General features: G+C 72.3%; 11 protein-coding genes. 1 reads left to right on the top strand and 10 read right to left on the bottom strand.

The window, feature by feature from the left end; genetic code table 11:
• The first annotated feature begins 51 nt into the window (after positions 1 to 51).
• Positions 52 to 876 carry a DNA-formamidopyrimidine glycosylase family protein gene (locus ACIQGZ_RS23425; RefSeq protein WP_402604871.1) on the top strand — a complete coding sequence of 275 codons (825 nt, stop codon included), beginning with the start codon at positions 52 to 54 and terminating at the stop codon, positions 874 to 876.
• Here ACIQGZ_RS23425 and ACIQGZ_RS23420 read toward each other — a convergent pair.
• The 10 genes from ACIQGZ_RS23420 to ACIQGZ_RS23375 form a co-directional block, all read right to left on the bottom strand.
• Entirely contained in the window at positions 803 to 1105 is a 303-nt protein-coding gene (locus tag ACIQGZ_RS23420; RefSeq protein ID WP_402604869.1) for a hypothetical protein, read from the bottom strand. The genes ACIQGZ_RS23425 and ACIQGZ_RS23420 overlap by 74 nt on opposite strands.
• A 224-nt stretch (positions 1106 to 1329) precedes the next feature.
• Positions 1330 to 1803 (bottom strand): Dps family protein, encoded by a 474-nt coding sequence (locus ACIQGZ_RS23415; protein WP_402604866.1) that lies wholly within the window; start codon positions 1801 to 1803, stop codon positions 1330 to 1332.
• A 217-nt stretch (positions 1804 to 2020) separates the two neighbouring features.
• Entirely contained in the window at positions 2021 to 2383 is a 363-nt protein-coding gene (locus tag ACIQGZ_RS23410) for a helix-turn-helix domain-containing protein (protein WP_402604863.1), read from the bottom strand.
• A 166-nt stretch (positions 2384 to 2549) separates the two neighbouring features.
• Positions 2550 to 3116, bottom strand: coding sequence for a CinA family protein (locus ACIQGZ_RS23405; protein ID WP_402604861.1), 567 nt, complete (start codon positions 3114 to 3116; stop codon positions 2550 to 2552).
• 2 nt (positions 3117 to 3118) lie between these two features.
• A complete protein-coding gene (pgsA, locus tag ACIQGZ_RS23400; protein WP_402604859.1) occupies positions 3119 to 3871 on the bottom strand; it encodes a CDP-diacylglycerol--glycerol-3-phosphate 3-phosphatidyltransferase in 753 nt (250 codons plus the stop codon).
• On the bottom strand, positions 3868 to 5352 hold the full coding sequence (gene rimO / locus ACIQGZ_RS23395; RefSeq protein WP_402604857.1) for a 30S ribosomal protein S12 methylthiotransferase RimO: 1485 nt from the start codon (positions 5350 to 5352) through the stop codon (positions 3868 to 3870). Before rimO ends, pgsA begins: the two co-directional genes overlap by 4 nt.
• Positions 5353 to 5446: 94 nt before the next feature.
• Positions 5447 to 6373, bottom strand: a complete 927-nt coding sequence (locus tag ACIQGZ_RS23390) for a helix-turn-helix domain-containing protein (protein ID WP_402604855.1) — start codon at positions 6371 to 6373, stop codon at positions 5447 to 5449.
• Positions 6374 to 6574: 201 nt separating this feature from the next.
• On the bottom strand, positions 6575 to 9280 hold the full coding sequence (locus tag ACIQGZ_RS23385; RefSeq protein ID WP_402604852.1) for a DNA translocase FtsK: 2706 nt from the start codon (positions 9278 to 9280) through the stop codon (positions 6575 to 6577).
• 186 nt (positions 9281 to 9466) lie between these two features.
• On the bottom strand, positions 9467 to 10162 hold the full coding sequence (locus ACIQGZ_RS23380; protein ID WP_402604849.1) for a two-component system response regulator: 696 nt from the start codon (positions 10160 to 10162) through the stop codon (positions 9467 to 9469).
• A gap of 354 nt (positions 10163 to 10516) precedes the next feature.
• Positions 10517 to 15931, bottom strand: a complete 5415-nt coding sequence (locus ACIQGZ_RS23375; protein WP_402605106.1) for a HAMP domain-containing protein — start codon at positions 15929 to 15931, stop codon at positions 10517 to 10519.
• Between the last annotated feature and the right edge of the window lie 83 nt (positions 15932 to 16014).

Here is a 16014-nt window from a genome sequence, read left to right as displayed (position 1 = left end):
GCCCGTGCACAGTCACCACCCCTGATGCCCCGGCCGAGGCATCATGGAGCCGTGCCCGAAGGTGACACCGTGTACCTGGCCGCCGCCCGGCTCCGCGAGGCGCTCGCGGGCCGGGTACTGACCGTGACGGATCTGCGAGTGCCCCGGTTGGCGACCGTGGACCTGGTCGGCCGCCGGGTGACCGAGGTCGTCCCCCGGGGCAAGCACCTGCTGATCCGGATCGAGGGCGGCTGGACCCTGCACACCCATCTGCGGATGGACGGCCGCTGGCAGATCCACCGGGCCGGGGCCCGCTGGACCACCGCCCCCGACTGGCAGGTACGGGCCGTCCTCGGCAACGCGGAGAGCACCGCCGTCGGCTACCGCCTCCCGGTGCTGGAGCTGCTGCCCACCGCCGAGGAGCAGCGCGCCGTCGGCCATCTCGGCCCCGACCTGCTCGGCCCGGACTGGGACCCGGAGGAAGCCCTGCGCCGCCTGCTGGCCCAGCCCGACCGCCCGGTGGGCGACGCCCTGCTGGACCAGCGCAACCTGGCCGGTCTGGGCAATGTCTACCGCTGTGAACTGTGCTTCCTGCGCGGCGTGACCCCCTGGACGCCGACGGCCGAGGTCCCGCACCCCGAGCGGCTGGTGGACCTCGCCCACCGCGCGCTGGACGCCAACAAGCTGCGCCACGGCCACGTCACCACCGGTGACACCCGCCCCGGCCGCCGGCACTGGGTCTACGGCCGGGCCGACCGGCCCTGCCTGCGCTGCGGCACCCCGATCGCCGTCGCCGAGCGGTCCGACCCGTCGCTGGAGCGGATCAGCTACTGGTGTCCGCACTGCCAGCGGGGTCCGGCTCCGACGGCGTCCAGGGCGGCGCGTCCGAGCCGTTGAGCGGTGCGCCGCCCGCCCGCCGGGCCGGTGCGGTGCGCTTCGGGTCGCAGTGGACGGGCAGCAGGCTCAGCGTCCAGCCGCCGACCGCGACCACCGCGGCCGTCAGGGCCACCCCGGCGGGGCGGACGACCCCCGCCAGCAGCGCGCACCAGCCGAGCGCGGACAGCAGGGCCGCGACCGCCCACGCCGCCGGGGAGCGCCGGGGTGGAGCCGCGAGCAGTCCCCGCACGGCCCTGCGGCCCCAGGTACGCAGCAACGGGACCGGACGGGATGACGAGACCAGGCGGGATATCGGGACCGGACACATCGAACCACCTCCTTCGGCCTCCACGGGGACACCGGAGCGAGGAAACACCGGAGCGGAGGGCACGGGAGCGGGACAGAGCACGGATCACCAGCAGCGCACACACGACGGCGGCCGCACCCGGCCCGGTGCGGCCGCCGTCGGCGGGGTCAGCGCGCGTTCTCCGCCTGGAACATCCAGGCTTCCTTCTCCAGCTCGGCGGTGATGCCGATGAAGAGGTCCTGGGTGACCGGGTCGGGCCGCTCGGTGGCCGCGACCCGCTCCCGCATCCGGTCGATCACCGCCGCGAACGAGGCGACCAGGGCCTCGATCACCTCGGTGTCCCGCACCCACCCGGAGGGGAAGTCCGGCAGGCCGCTGGTCTTGGCGACGGTGGCGGCCCGGCCGTCCGGGTTGATGCCGAGGGCCGAGGCGCGCTCGGCCACCGTGTCGGCATAGGCCCGCGCGTTGCTGACGACCTCGTCGAGCTGGAGGTGGACGGAGCGGAAGCGCGGACCGATCAGGTTCCAGTGCGCCTGCTTGGCGACCAGCGAGAGGTCGAGCAGGTCCACCAGGGCGCTCTGCAGCGCATTGCCGGTGACTCGCTGGTCGCTGTCGGAGAGCGGGCTCTTGACGACGGTCATCTCTGGAAAGCTCCTCCCGCCCGAGCGGCGCCCGCCGCCCCGGGCACAACCGGGGATTCGATCGCGCCGGTCGGAGCAGCTGGCTCCGGCGCGGCAGGAGGGCTTCTGCCCACGAACCCGGGGAGCATTCGGGCCCGAGGCCCGCGTTTCGGCGCCCCTCCGGGGGCGCCGCGCCATCGCCCACGGGGGATGCCCCCGGGGCGTCAGCGGACCGCTGTCAGGCGGCGACCACGTCGACGGCGGCGGTCTGGGCGGTCTTCTGCGTGATGGAGCTCATCCGGTCGGCGGCGGGGCCTGGGACCGGTACGGGCTCCAGCACCGGCCGCACCGGCTCGCCGGCGGCCAGCTCCGCGAGCGACAATTCGTCGCTCACCTCGCGCATGACCTCCGACATGCGGACGTCCAGCGCGTCGCAGATGGCGGAGAGCAGCTCGGAGGATGCCTCCTTCTGTCCCCGCTCGACCTCGGAGAGATACCCGAGCGACACCCGTGCCGCAGCGGAAACCTCACGGAGGGTACGGCCCTGACGCTGGCGCTGCCGACGCAGCACGTCACCCAGTAGGCGACGGAGCAGGATCATCGGTGGCTCCCTCCTCGGACCGCGGATCGAGACGTCACGCCCCCACCGTACCGCCTTGCCCGCTTCACGTGCGGGGACCATGGTCGTGTTCACTCTCGGCTGTACGCATGGCCCCTCCCGAGTAATTCCGGTACGGACGGGCCGCTGCCCGTACCGACCGGTGGTCTCAACTACCTGGCTTCTGCCCGGCGGCGGGGCCGCCGGAACCCGCTCGGGCTCCGCCCTGGGCGGACGGCCGCAGCTGGTCGCGGAGCAGCTCAAGCGCGGCCGTCACCGCCTTGCGTCGGATTGTGGCACGCTCCCCCGACAGCCGGGGCGAAGAGACCGCAGTTCCCTCCGGACCGGCGACGGCGACATGCACCGTGCCGACCGGCTTCCCGTCCTGCGGCTCGGGTCCGGCTACGCCGGTGGTGGCGACTCCGTAGACGGCGCCCATCAGACGCCGTACGCCCTCCGCCATCTGCCGCGCCACCTCCGGGTGTACGGCGCCCTCGGCGGCCAGCAGCTCGGCGTCCACTCCCAGCACCGACGCCTTGAGGTCGGTGGCGTAGGCGGTCACCGAGCCCCGGAAGGTGGCGGAGGCACCGGGGGCGTCCACCAGCTCGGCGGCCAGCAGGCCGCCGGTGAGGGACTCGGCGGCGGCGACCGTGCTGCCCGCCGCCCGCAGCGCGGCGTGCAGCTGCCGGGCGAGGCCGGGGGCCGCGCCGCTCTCGGGTGCTCCGGAGGTGGTCATGCTCACGCCTCCGCGCGGGGCCGGGCCAGCCCGGCCCGGCGCAGCTGCACCGCCTGGCGGATGTAGTCCAGGCCGGTACCCAGCGTGAGCAGCACCGCCGCGCCCATCAGGACCGCTCGGGCGGTCGCCAGCCATCCGGTGAGCGCCAGCACGTACATGCCGACCGCGATGCCCTGGGTGAGGGTCTTCAGCTTGCCGCCCCGGCTGGCCGGGATCACCCCGTGCCTGATCACCCAGAACCGCATCAGGGTGATGCCCAGCTCGCGGGCGAGGATCACCACCGTGACGAACCACGGCAGGTCGCCCAGCACCGAGAGGCCGATCAGCGCGGAACCCATGATCGCCTTGTCCGCGATCGGGTCCACCAGCTTGCCGAAATCGGTCACCAGGCCCTTGCGGCGGGCCAGCTCCCCGTCGAAGAGGTCGGTGATCATGGCGATGGCGAAGGACGCCCAGGCCACCGACCGCCACTTGGGGTCATGGCCGCCCGCCGCGAAGAGCAGGCTGACGAAGACCGGCACCAGCAGCAGCCGCAGCATGGTGAGCATGTTGGCGATGTTCCAGATGCCCGGTGGCGGCTCGGCGCGCTGCACCGCCGGGCCGCCCTCCGGGGCGGCTGCCGGCTCCGGGGCGGGCCCGGGGGTGCCGTGCTGCTCGGCCAGGGCCTCCCCGGCCGCCCGCGCGGCGGCCGGCTCGGCGGGCTCCTCCACCCGGGCGCCTCTGCCGCCGCCCCCGGCCTCCGCTGCTTCGGTCACGCGTCCGCCCCCTGACCCGCTTCGAGCACCTCGAGCACCTCGGCCATCAGGTCGACACCCTCGGTACCGACCACCCTGGCCCGGACGAACTGTCCGGGCTTCACATCCACCGCGTCGACCAGCACGGTCAGCCCGTCGGTCTCCGGCGCCTGGTGCGCCGCGCGGCCCTCGACCACGCCGTCGTCCCCGTCCTCGTCGGTGGGGATGGTCTCCACCAGCACCACGACCTCGCTGCCGATCCGCTCCTCGGCCCGCTGCGCGGTCAGCTCCTCGGCCAGCCGGGAGATCCGCGCCAGCCGCTCGGCCACCACGTCCTCGGGCAGCTTGCCGTCGTACGAGGCCGCCTCGGTGCCGTCCTCGTCCGAGTAGCCGAACACCCCGATGGCGTCCAGCCGGGCGTGGGTGAGGAAGCGCTCCAGCTCCGCGACGTCCGCCTCGGTCTCGCCGGGGAAGCCGACGATGAAGTTGGACCGGGCGCCGGCCTCGGGGGCCTTGGCCCGGATGCCCTCCAGCAGCTCCAGGAAGCGGTCGGTGTCCCCGAAGCGGCGCATCCGGCGCAGCACGGCGGGGGCGGAGTGCTGGAAGGAGAGGTCGAAGTAGGGCACCACGCCCGGGGTGCCGGTCATCGCGTCGATCAGTCCGGGCCGCATCTCGGCGGGCTGGAGGTAGCTGATCCGCACCCGCTCGATCCCGTCCACGGCGGCCAGCTCGGGCAGCAGCGTCTCCAGCAGCCGGATGTCACCGAGGTCCTTGCCGTACGAGGTGTTGTTCTCGCTGACCAGCATGACCTCGCGGACGCCCTGCTGGGCCAGCCAGCGGGTCTCGGAGAGCACATCGGCCGGGCGGCGGGAGAGGAAGGAGCCGCGGAAGGCGGGGATGGCGCAGAAGGAGCAGCGGCGGTCGCAGCCGGAGGCGAGCTTCACCGAGGCCACCGGGCTGTCGTCCAGCCGCCGCCGCAGGGTGCGCGGCCCGGAGGCGGGTGCCAGGCCCTCCGGCAGGTCCTCGGGGGCGCCGTGGCCCGGGGTGGCGACCTCGGCGGCGGCGCTCTGCCGCTCCACCGGGGTCAGCGGCAGCAGCTTGCGGCGGTCGCGGGGGGCGTGCGAGGTGTGGTGGCCGCCGGAGAGGATGGTCTGGAGGCGGTCGGCGATGTCGGCGTAGTCGTCGAAGCCGAGGACGGCGTCGGCCTCCGGCAGCGCCTCGGCCAGCTCCTTGCCGTAGCGCTCGGCCATGCAGCCGACCGCCACCACGGCCTGGGTGCGGCCGTGACCCTTGAGGTCGTTGGCCTCCAGCAGGGCGTCCACGGAGTCCTTCTTGGCGGCTTCGACGAAGCCGCAGGTGTTGACGACGGCGACGTCGGCATCGGCGGCGTCGTGGACGAGCTGCCAGCCGTCGGCCTCCAGTCGCCCGGCGAGTTCCTCGGAGTCGACCTCGTTGCGGGCGCAACCGAGCGTGACAAGGGCGACAGTACGGCGTTCTGGCATGCCGCAAGGTTAACGCGCGGCCCCCGGCCGTGTGTCCGGAGGCCGCGCTGCTGGTACTGCGGCGGGGCCACGGGTACGCCCCGGGCCGGGTGGGCTAGGCGGCCTCGGGGTCGCCCGGGGTGTACGTGAGCCGCACGACCTGGCCGTCCTCGCCGGCCGGGCCGAGGTCCTTGCCGTTGACGTACAGGTGGACGGCGCCCGCGTTGCCCAGCACCAGCTTGATCTGCTTGGGGTCGGTGAAGGTCTGGTCCTCACCCGACCGGAGGTTCTTCTGGAAGAGCGTGTTGCCCTGGCTGTCGATCGCGGAGACCCAGCTGTCGCCGTCCTGGGCCACCAGCTTCACGGTCACCTTGTCGGCCGGCGCGGCCGCGATCGGGGACTCGGTCCGCTGGGTCGGGGAGGGGCGCACGGTGACCGGCGGGGACGCCTTGCGGCTCGGCAGCGGGCTGGAGGCGACCTTGGTCTCGGCGGCCTGGCCGCCGCCACCGCTCAGCAGGTTGAAGCCGATCAGCGCGACCACCGCGACGATCGCGGCGACCATGGCGGCCGTCCAGTTGGGGCGGCGGCGCTCGGTGCGGATGCGCCCGGCCTCGAAGATCTGGGTCGGCCGGGCCGGGTCCGGCGCGTCGCCGTGCTCGGCGTCGTACCGGGCCACCAGGGCGTCGCCGTCGACGCCGACCGCCTTGGCGATGGCCCGGATGTGGCCGCGGGCGTAGAACTCCCCGCCGCAGCGGCTGAAGTCGTCTCCCTCGATGGCGTGCACTATCGGCACCCGCACCCGGGTGGCGGTGCTGACCTGGTCCACGGTCAGGGCGGCGTCGATACGGGCCGTCGCCAGGATGCGGCCGATGGTCGGCAGCGGGGCGGCGGTCGGCACGATGTCGGCAGGCGGCTGGAAGGCGGCGGGCACCGGCGGTCTGCGCCGCCCGAGCGCGGAGGCCCCGGACATGGTCGGGGCGGTACCGGGCGAGGCGGGGTCGGACCGGCGGTTGTCGCCGTGCGGGGACTTGCCGATGGTCACTGGGCGCGCCTTTCGAGCGTTGGCCACCTGCTGGAAGAACAGTCTAGGGGCGGTGCGAAAGCCTTTATCAAGCCGGGCGGGACCGAATGCGCACGCGCGGTCCGCGGCTGTCCACCGCACCCCGAGGGTCACCTCAACCGGTGGACGCAAGCGTCCGCCGGTCGGTTCCCCCCGCTCACCCGAACGAGTCCGGGTTCCGGGTCATCCCCGGATTTCGAGCAGGACCGCGTCCAGTTCATCCGGTTTGACGAGGACGTCACGGGCCTTCGATCCCTCGCTGGGGCCGACGATCCCGCGTGTCTCCATCAGGTCCATCAACCTGCCCGCCTTGGCGAATCCCACACGCAGTTTGCGTTGCAGCATCGAGGTCGACCCGAACTGGCTGGCGACCACCAGCTCCGCCGCCTGGCAGAGCAGGTCCAGGTCGTCGCCGATCTCCTCGTCGATCTCCTTCTTCTGACCCGCCGCCACCGTGACGTCGTCGCGGTAGGCGGGCGTCAGCTGCTCCTTGCAGTGCTGGACGACCAGGGCGACCTCCGCCTCGGTGACGAAGGCGCCCTGCATCCGGATCGGCTTGCTCGAACCCATCGGCAGGAACAGCGCATCGCCCTTGCCGACCAGCTTCTCCGCGCCGGGCTGGTCCAGGATGACCCGGGAATCGGCCAGCGAGGAGGTGGCGAAGGCCAGCCGGGAGGGCACATTCGCCTTGATCAGACCGGTCACCACGTCCACCGAGGGCCGCTGGGTGGCCAGCACCAGGTGGATGCCGGCCGCGCGGGCCAGCTGGGTGATCCGCACCACGGAGTCCTCGACGTCACGCGGAGCGACCATCATCAGGTCCGCCAGCTCGTCCACGATCACCAGCAGATACGGGTACGGGCGCAGCTCCCGCTCGCTGCCGGGCGGCGCCTGCACCTTCCCGGCCCGCACGGCGGCGTTGAAGTCGTCCACATGGCGGAAGCCGTAGGCGGCCAGGTCGTCATAGCGCAGGTCCATCTCGCGGACCACCCACTGGAGTGCCTCGGCGGCCTTCTTGGGGTTGGTGATGATCGGCGTGATCAGGTGCGGGATGCCCTCGTACGCGGTCAGCTCCACCCGCTTGGGGTCGACCAGCACCATCCTCACCTGGTCCGGGGTGGCGCGGGCCAGTACCGAGGTGATCAGGCAGTTGACGCAGGACGACTTGCCCGCGCCGGTGGCGCCGGCCACCAGGATGTGCGGCATCTTGGCGAGGTTGGCCATCACGGTGTGGCCCTCGACGTCCTTGCCCATGCCGACCAGCATCGGGTGGCCGTCCTCGGCGGCGGCGCGGGAGCGCAGCAGGTCACCGAGGTTGACCATCTCGCGGTCCCGGTTGGGGATCTCGATGCCGACCGCCGACTTGCCGGGGATCGGGCTGATGATCCGTACGTCCGGGCTGGCCACCGCGTAGGCGATGTTCTTGCCCAGCGCGGTGATCCGCTCCACCTTCACCGCCGGGCCGAGCGCCACCTCGTACCGGGTGACCGTCGGGCCCCGGGTGAAGCCGGTGACGGCCGCGTCCACCTTGAACTCGCCGAATACGCCGGTGAGTTGGGCGACCACGTCGTCATTGGCCTGGCTGCGGGCCTTGGCCGGGCCGCCGCGCTCCAGCAGGTCCAGCGGGGGCAGCGCATAGCCGTCCTGGTCGGAGAACCGGAGCTGTTCGGTCCGCTCCGGGGCGGGGGTGTGCCCGGCGGGGGCGGTGGCGGCGGCGCTGCGGGCGGCCGGTACGGCCGGCTCCTCGGGCTCGGCGGTGCGGTCCACCACGGCGGGCACGATGCCGGCCAGGGTGGAGGAGCCGGGGACGCCGAACTCCACGGCGCCCTGGAGGTCGGCGGCGACGCCCTTGGCCTGGTCGATGGTGGCGAACGGGCCGTCGTCGGCGGGCTCGGGCAGCACCTCCGGCTGCGGCCTGCGGCGGCGGCGCCGGGACGGCGGTGCGTCGGCCCGCTCCACGGTGTACGGCACGGCCTCCGGGTCGGCGTCCTCCGGCGGCTCGGTGGAGTGCTCCCGGGCCAGGGCCTGTTCCGCGGCCCCTTCGGCCTCCTCGGCCGGCGGCGGCTCCAGCACGCCCAGCCGCCGGCCCAGCAGCCGCAGCCGGTCCGGGATCTTGTTGACCGGGGTGGCGGTGACCACCAGCAGGCCGAAGAAGGCGACCAGCAGCAGCAGCGGCACCGCCAGCGCCGGACCGGCGGCCGCCATCATCGGCTTGGAGGCGGCCCAGCCGATCACACCGCCGGCCTGCCTGATCCGGGTGGCGCCGCTCTGCATGCTCGGCGCCCCGCAGCCGATGTGCACCAGGCCGAGCACCCCGACGGTGAGTGCGCCCAGGCCGATCACGATCCGGCCGTTGGCCTCCGGGCGCTCCGGGTGGCGCAGCAGCCGCCAGGCGATCCCCGCCAGCGGCACCGCGACCAGGACGTCCAGCCGGCCGAAGGCGCCGCTGACCACGGCGGTGGCGGCGACGCCCAGCCAGCCCTGTGGGCTGAACCAGGTGCCGGCGGCGGTCACCAGGGCGAGGCCGAGCAGCAGCAGGCCGACGCCGTCCCTGCGGTGGGCCGGGTGGAGGCCCTTGGCGCCGTCGCCGAAGCCCCGGAAGACCGCGCCGACCGCATGGGCCAGGCCGAGCCAGCAGGCCCGCACCGCGCGGAAGAGTATCGGCCGCGGCGGTGACGGGGGCGGTGGCGGCGGAGCAGCGGCCTTCTTCGCCGGGGCCTTCCCGGCCGCCCTCCCGGCCGCCGACTTGCCGGCTGCCGACTTGGAGGCCGCCGGTTTCTGAGCTGCCGGTTTCTGGCCCGCCCCCTTGCCGGCCGGTCCGGAGGCCGCCTTCTTCGACGACCCCGACGGTGGGGTACGCGGAGCGCTTCCGGACGTGCGTGTGGCCATGCGCAGAGCGTACCGGCGGCGCCGACCGGGGAACATCCGCTCGGCTCCGGTCGGCGGCGCGTGTCGGACCACCGGGGCGGACGCGACGTCACCGGGTCGGCGGCCGACCGGCGGTGGCGGTCATCCGGCGGTGGCGGTCATCCGGCGGTGGCGGTCGCTCCCGGACGGCAGCGCGCTGAGTGGCGGTCAGCCCTCGCCGGGAAAGGCACCGCCGGGTCGGCCCACGCCCGGGTCCAGCGCGTCCAGCGCGCGCCGCAGCCCGGCGAGCTTGCGCTCCAGATGGGTGGCGGTCGCGGTCGCCGCGGTGTCCGCCGACTCGTCAAGCTGCTTGGTGAGCGCCTCGGCCTGCTCCTCCACCGCCGCCAGCCGGGCCGACAGCTCGGCCAGCAGGCCGCCGTTGGCCTGTTCCTTGCCGGCGGCGGCGCTCTCGCCTGGGAGCGGCTGCCCCGACTCCAGTTGCAGGCGCAGCAGGGCGGCCTGCTCCTTGAGCTTGCAGTTCTTCACGTACAGCTCGACGAAGACCGAGACCTTCGCCCGCAGCACCCAGGGGTCGAACGGCTTGGAGATGTAGTCCACCGCGCCGGCCGCATAGCCCCGGAAGGTGTGGTGCGGGCCGTGGTTGATCGCGGTGAGGAAGATGATCGGGATGTCCCGGGTGCGCTCGCGGCGCTTGATGTGGGCGGCCGTCTCGAAGCCGTCCATCCCGGGCATCTGAACGTCCAGCAGGATGACCGCGAAGTCATCGGTCAGCAGCGCCTTGAGCGCTTCCTCCCCGGACGATGCCCGGACCAGTGTCTGGTCGAGCGCCGAGAGGATCGCCTCCAGCGCCAGCAGATTCTCCGGCCGGTCATCGACCAGGAGGATCTTGGCCTTCTGCACCACGGCCCGCCCTCCTCGCCCCGGAAGTGCTCCGGGCGCCGCCCCCACGGGCGACACCTGTGCGCCGCCTGCCCTCGTGCCGGTCATGGTAGTCGCACCTTTTCGTCCGCCACAGCACGTAGCCCTGATGCCACGCGTTCCGGTGCCACACCCCCGGAGGCCATCGCGTCGCAATTGTCGCAGCGCTGTGTTGCTGCCGTGTCACCTGCCGTCGCACCGTGACGGCATCGTGCGACGCCCCCACCGGACAGTACCTTGCACCTCCTGGCAACGCCGAGCGACCATATCCGGTTCCCCACCCGGGCAGCCACCACACCTTCGGGTGACAGCGGCGCCCGGGGCGGGACCGCGCGCCGGTCAGCGGCTGCGGGCCCGCAGCCAGTGGTCCATCACCTCCAGCAGATGCCCGGTGTCGACCGGCTTGGTGACATGGTCGGAGGCACCGGCCTCGATGCTCTTCTCCCGGTCGCCCTTCATCGCCTTGGCGGTCAGCGCGATGATCGGCAGCCCGGCGAACTGCGGCATGCTGCGGATCGCCTCGGTGGTGGCGTAGCCGTCCATCTCCGGCATCATGATGTCCATCAGCACCACCGCGACATCGTCGTGCTGCTCCAGGACCTCGATGCCCTCCCGGCCGTTCTCCGCGTAGAGCACCGTCAGGCCGTACTGCTCCAGCACGCTGGTGAGGGCGAAGACATTGCGGACGTCGTCGTCGACGATCAGCACCTTCTCACCGTCGAAGTGCCCCTCGAAGCCGCCCTCGCCACCGGCCTCCCCGGCCGTCTCCTCGGCGCCCCGGTCCGGGAAGGCCACCGGGCGGGACGGCACCGGCTCGGCGGCCGGCACCGGCGGCACGGCCGGGCGGGCCGGCGCGGACGTGCCGCGCTGCTCGACCGTACGGCGCTCGGCGGCGTGCCGCTCCGCCGCCCGGCGGCCAGCCGCCTCACGGCGCCGCTCCTGGGCCAGCTCGCGGACCTCCTGCGCCCAGTGCTCGGCCGGGTTGCCGTCCGCCGCACCGTGGTCGCCGCGCACCGCCTCGGCGGGCTGCTGCCCGCCGCGCCGCTCGGCGGCGCCCGGCTCCTCGGTGTGCAGCGGCAGGTAGAGGGTGAAGGTCGAGCCCCGGCTCAGCTCGCTCTCGGCGTTGATCTCGCCGCCGAGCAGCCGGGCGATCTCCCGGCTGATGGAGAGGCCGAGCCCGGTGCCGCCGTACTTGCGGCTGGTGGTGCCGTCGGCCTGCTTGAACGCCTCGAAGATCTCCCGCAGCTTGTTGCTGGGGATGCCGATGCCGGTGTCGGTCACCGAGAAGGCGATCAGCTGCTGCTCGGGCTCGGTGATGGCGCCGACCTCCAGCAGCTGCTCCCGCACGTGGTGCGGCACCTCGCTGCCGACCGGGCGGATCAGCAGCTCCACGGCGCCGCTGTCGGTGAACTTCACCGCGTTGGAGAGCAGGTTGCGCAGCACCTGCTGCAACCGCTGCTCATCGGTGTGCAGGGTGACCGGCAGGTCGGGCGAGACCCGTACCGCGAAGTCGAGGCCCTTGTCGGCGGTGAGCGGCCGGAAGGCCGCCTCCACATAGTCGACCAGCTGGACCAGCGCGATCCGGGACGGGCGGACCTCCATCTTGCCCGCCTCGACCTTGGACAGGTCCAGGATGTCGTTGATCAGCTGGAGCAGGTCGGTGCCGGCGCCGTGGATGGTCTCGGAGAACTCCACCTGCTTGGGCGAGAGATTGCCCTCGTTGTTGTCCGAGAGCAGCTTGGCCAGGATCAGCAGCGAGTTGAGCGGGGTGCGCAGCTCGTGCGACATATTGGCCAGGAACTCGCTCTTGTAGCGGGAGGCCAGCGCCAGTTGCTCGGCGCGCTCCTCCAGCACCTGGCGGGCCTCCTCGATCTCGCTGTTCTTGATCTCGATGTCGCGGTTCTGCTGGGCCAGCTGCTCGGCCTTCTCCTGGAGCTCCTCGTTGGTGCGCTCCAGCTCCTCCTGGCGCGCCTCCAGCTCGGCGGAGCGCATGGAGAGCTCGGCGGTGAGCCGCTGGGACTCCAGCAGCAGCCCCTCCGTCTTGGTGTTGACGCTGATGTTGTTGACGGTGACGCCGATCATCTCGGCGATCTGGTTGAGGAAGTCCAGCGCGACATTGGTGAAGGCGCTGAACGAGGCCAGCTCGATCACGCCCAGCATCCGGCCCTCGAACATCACCGGGAGCACGACCACATTGGCCGGCGACGCCTCCCCGAGACCGGAGGCGATCTTGAGGTAGCCGGGGGGTGCCTCCTTGAGCATGATCGGGCGCTTCTCCACCGCCGCCTGCCCGATCAGCGACTCGCCGGGCCGGAAGGTGGTCGGCATGGCCCGGCGCTGGTAGCCGTACGAGCCGATCAGCCGCAGCACCACATCGCTCTCGTCGTCGTCCTCGGTGACCAGGGCGGCCGAGCGGCTGGCCGGCTGGGCGAGGAAGAAGGCGCCGTGCTGGGCGGAGACCACCGGGGTCAGCTCGCTCATGATCAGTGCGGCGACCGCCTCCAGGTCGCGGCGGCCCTGGAGCAGGCCGGAGATCCGCGCCAGATTGGTCTTGAGCCAGTCCTGCTCCTGGTTGGTGCGGGTGGTCTCGCGCAGGTTGGCGATCATCTGGTTGATGTTGTCCTTGAGCTCGTCGAGCTCGCCGGACGCGTCCACGTCGATGCGCAGCGACAGGTCGCCCCGGGTGACCGCCGTGGCGACCTGGGCGATGGCGCGGACCTGTCGGGTGAGGTTGCCGGCCAGTTCGTTCACCGACTCGGTGAGGTCCTGCCAGGTGCCGGCCACGCCGGGGACGCGGGCCTGGCCGCCGAGCCGCCCGTCGGTGCCCACCTCGCGGGCGACCCGGGTGACCTCCACACCGAAGGCGGAGAGCTGGTCGACCATGGTGTTGAGGGTGGTCTTCAGCTCCAGGATCTCGCCGCGCGCATCGACGTCGATCTTCTTGGACAGGTCGCCCTTGGCGACGGCGGTGGTGACGAGGGCGATGTTCCGCACCTGGTTGGTGAGGTTGTTCGCCATCAGGTTGACGTTCTCGGTGAGGTCCTTCCAGATGCCGGCCACGCCCGGCACGCTCGCCTGGCCGCCGAGGATGCCCTCGGTGCCCACCTCGCGGGCCACCCGGGTCACCTCGACGGCGAAGGCGGAGAGCTGGTCGACCATGGTGTTGAGGGTGCCGGCCAGTGCGGCGACCTCGCCCTGCGCCTCGATGGTGATCTTCTTCGACAGGTCGCCGTTGGCGACCGCCGTGGCCACCTGGGCGATGTTGCGCACCTGGCTGGTCAGGTTGGACGCCATGAAGTTGACGTTGTCGGTCAGGTCCTTCCAGATGCCCGACACGCCGCGCACTCTGGCCTGACCGCCGAGGATGCCCTCGGTGCCCACCTCGCGGGCCACCCGGGTCACCTCGTCCGCGAAGGCGGAGAGCTGGTCCACCATGGTGTTGACGGTGGTGACCAGCTCCAGGATCTCGCCCCTGGCGCTGACGGTGATCTTCTTGGAGACGTCGCCCCGGGCCACCGCGGTGGTCACCTGGGCGATGTTCCGTACCTGGCCGGTGAGGTTGTTGGCCATCAGGTTGACGTTGTCGGTCAGGTCCTTCCAGGTACCGGAGACACCCGGCACCAGCGCCTGACCGCCCAGCATGCCCTCGGTGCCGACCTCCCTGGCCACCCGGGTGACCTCGTCGGCGAAGGCGCCCAACTGGTCGACCATGGTGTTGAGGGTGGTCTTCAGCTCCAGGATCTCGCCGCGCGCGTCGACCTCGATCTTCTGCGACAGATCGCCGCGCGCCACCGCCGTGGCGACCTGGGCGATGTTCCGCACCTGGCCGGTCAGGTTGTTGGCCATGAAGTTGACGTTGTCGGTCAGGTCCTTCCAGGTGCCGGCCACGCCGGGCACGCTGGCCTGACCGCCGAGCATGCCCTCGGTGCCCACCTCGCGGGCCACCCGGGTCACCTGCTCGGCGAAGGCCGAGAGCTGGTCGACCATCGTGTTGATGGTGTTCTTCAGCGCCAGGATCTCGCCCCGCGCGTCGACCTCGATCTTCTGCGACAGATCGCCCCGCGCCACGGCGGTGGTCACCTGGGCGATGTTGCGGACCTGATCGGTGAGGTTGTTGGCCATGAAGTTCACCGAGTCGGTCAGATCGCGCCAGACCCCGGCCACACCCGGTACCTGCGCCTGACCGCCGAGCCGGCCCTCCACGCCCACGTCGCGGGCGACCCGGGTCACCTCGGCGCCGAAGGACGACAGCTGGTCGACCATGGTGTTGACGGTGTTCTTCAGCTCCAGCATCTCGCCGGAGACGTCCACCGTGACCTTCTGCGACAGATCACCGTTGGCCACGGCCGTGGTGACCTGGGCGATGTTGCGGACCTGGCCGGTGAGGTTGCGGAACGCGGTGTTGACGGAGTCGGTCAGGTCCTTCCAGGTGCCGGCCGCGCCGGCCACCTGCGCCTGACCGCCGAGCCGCCCCTCCACGCCGATCTCCCGGGCGACCCGGGTCACCTCGGCGCCGAAGGACGACAGCTGGTCGACCATGGTGTTGACGGTGTTCTTCAGCTCCAGCATCTCGCCGGAGACATCCGCCGTGACCTTCTGCGACAGATCGCCGGAGGCGACCGCCGTGGTGACCTGCGCGATGTCCCGGACCTGCGCGGTCAGGTCGCGGAAGGCCGTGTTGACCGAGTCGGTCAGGTCCTTCCAGACGCCCGCCGCACCCGGCACCTGCGCCTTGCCGCCCAGCCTGCCCTCCGAGGCGACCTCGCTGGCCACCCGGGTGACCTCGTCGGCGAAGGTGCGCAGCGTCTCGGTCATCGCGTTGATGGTGGTCGCCAGCCGGGCGACCTCGCCGCGCGCGGTGACGGTGATCTTCTGGGACAGGTCGCCGTTGGCGACCGCCGTGGTGACCTGGGCGATGTCCCGGACCTGGGCGGTGAGGTTGTTCGCCATCAGGTTGACGTTGTCGGTGAGGTCCTTCCAGACGCCGGCCACGCCGGGCACCTGGGCCTGGCCGCCCAACTGGCCCTCGGTACCGACCTCGCGGGCGACCCGGGTCACTTCGGCCCCGAACGAGGAGAGCTGGTCGACCATCGTGTTGACGGTGTTCTTCAGCTCCAGCATCTCGCCGTCCACATGGACGGTGACCTTGCGGGAGAGGTCGCCCTTGGCGACGGCGGTGGTGACCGCCGCGATGTCCCGGACCTGCGCGGTCAGCCGGCCGGCCATGGTGTTGACCGAGTCGGTGACGTCCTTCCAGCTGCCGGACATGCCGCGCACTCTGGCCTGCTCACCGAGTTTGCCCTCGGTACCCACCTCATGGGCGATCCGGGTCACCTCTTCGGTGAACTCGGAGAGCTGGCCGACCAGCCCGTTGACGGTGCGGCCGACCTTCAGGAACTCGCCGCGCAGCGGGTGGGTGGCGCCGTCCGCCCCGCCGGAGCGCAGTTCCATCCGCTGGTCGAGGTCGCCCTCCGCGATGGAGCCGAGCACCCGGCCGACCTCGGCCATCGGCCGGGCCAGGTCGTCGATCAGCGCATTGCAGTTGTCGATCGCCGTACCCCAGGCGCCCTCGCCCGCGCCGATCTCCAGCCGCTCGGACAGCCGGCCGTCGCGGCCCACCACCCGGCGCACCCGGGCCAGCTCACCGGTGAGGTGCTGGTTGCGCTCCGCGACCTCGTTGAAGACCGTGGCGATCTCGGCCATCACACCGTCGCCGGGCAGGGTCAGCCTGCGGCGGAAGTTGCCGTCCCGCATCGCGGTCAGCGCGGCCAGCAGCTTGCGGAGGTTGGCGGCATCCGTGTTCCTGGTGCCGTTGGACGGCGCGTTCCTGGTGCCGT

Origin of the sequence: Streptomyces sp. NPDC092296, assembly GCF_044755465.1 — a bacterium.
Taxonomy (GTDB): Bacteria; Actinomycetota; Actinomycetes; order Streptomycetales; family Streptomycetaceae; genus Peterkaempfera.
This window is presented reverse-complemented; position numbering and strand designations above follow the sequence as displayed.